At 39.0% G+C, this 1429-nt stretch carries 1 protein-coding gene and 1 pseudogene; both read left to right on the top strand.

Features of this window, described 5'->3' with window-relative positions; all coding sequences use genetic code 11:
* A partial coding sequence (locus VXQ92_RS17830; RefSeq protein WP_416682705.1) for a UDP binding domain-containing protein occupies nt 1-768 on the top strand: 768 nt, incomplete at its 5' end.
* A pseudogene (locus tag VXQ92_RS17825) lies at nt 765-1429 on the top strand (glucose-6-phosphate isomerase); the annotation flags it as partial. The gene VXQ92_RS17830 and the pseudogene VXQ92_RS17825, both read left to right, overlap by 4 nt.

The following is a 1429-nucleotide window of genomic DNA, read 5'->3' as shown; positions in this document are numbered from 1 at the left end:
GAGCTGTTACGTCCTTTTTTCCGTTTTAGCTATCAATATTTATTTATGCCAATTTTAGATGCTGAATTTACAAAGCTCAGCATTTCGGGAATGTTGGCAACTCGTATTAGCTACATGAATGATTTGGCGATGGTTGCTGAAAAACTCGGTATTGATATTGCTAATGTAAAGCATGGTATTGCTGCAGATACACGTATTGGTGCAGCCTATTTGTCGGCAGGTGTTGGATTTGGTGGTGAAAATTTTTCACATGATATTTTAACGCTTTCGAGTACTGTATCTGGAACAGGCGCTAAAAGTCGGCTACTCGAGCAAGTGTGGGCGATTAATGAACAACAAAAAGAAATTTTATTCCGTAAATTATGGAATTATTATCACTGTGATCTGAGCAGTAAAACTGTTGCGATCTGGGGGGCTTCATTTAAGGAAAACACCTCTAGTACTCATAACTCACCGATTCATATTTTATTAGCTGCATTATGGGCGCAAGGGGTAAAAGTGCGTTTGCATGATCCACAAGCCTTAGATGAGATCGCAACAACTTATGGAGACCGTGAAGATCTGGTTTTATGTGCTGACCAATATGAAGCTGCACAGGGTGCCCATGCTTTATGCTTAGTAACAGCATGGAAACAATATTGGAGCCCTGATTTTAAAAAGTTGCAACAATTAATGCAGCATCCTCTTATTTTGGATGGGCGTAATATTTACGATCCGGCATATGTGAAAGCAAAAGGTTTCGCTTATGAAGGAGTAGGTCGATTATGAGTAAATCTATCGAGAAGTTTCCTAAAGAGTTAGTCTCGCCTATAGCACAGCTTCATTCCTTAGTTGAGAAGAATTCAAAATTACATATCAAAGAATTATTTGCAGCCGAGCAAGACCGCTTTCAAAACTATTCGGTAAAGTTCGATCAATTGGTTTTTGATTACAGTAAACACCGTATAACTAAAAGTGTTCTAGAACAATTGTTTGCTTTAGCAAAGACGAAACAATTGACTCACTGGATTGAGCGCTTATTTTCCCAAGACAAAGTCAACTGTACTGAGCAGCGTGCAGCTATGCATTGGGCCTTACGTTTACCATCGGAATATTCTAAATTTCCTGAACTCACAAAACAGGTTCATACTCAATTACAGCGTATGTATGCTTTGGTTGAAAAAATCCATGCTGGGCAATATCGTGGTGCTACGGGTGAGGTGATTCAGGATGTCGTTAATATTGGGGTAGGTGGTTCTGATTTAGGGCCTCAAATGGTGACCCATGCACTATGCGATTTTAAAGTAAAAACTGCCAAACCACTTAATGTACACTTTGTTTCGACTATGGATGGTAGCCAGTTATCAGACTTACTCCATCAACTGCGTCCGGAAACAACTTTATTTATTATTTCTTCAAAGTCATTTGGTACCATTGATACCTTATCAAA

The organism is Acinetobacter sp. 228, assembly GCF_048147885.1.
The sequence above is the reverse complement of the archived record's forward strand: the minus strand, read 5'-3'. Positions and strand labels throughout refer to the sequence as shown.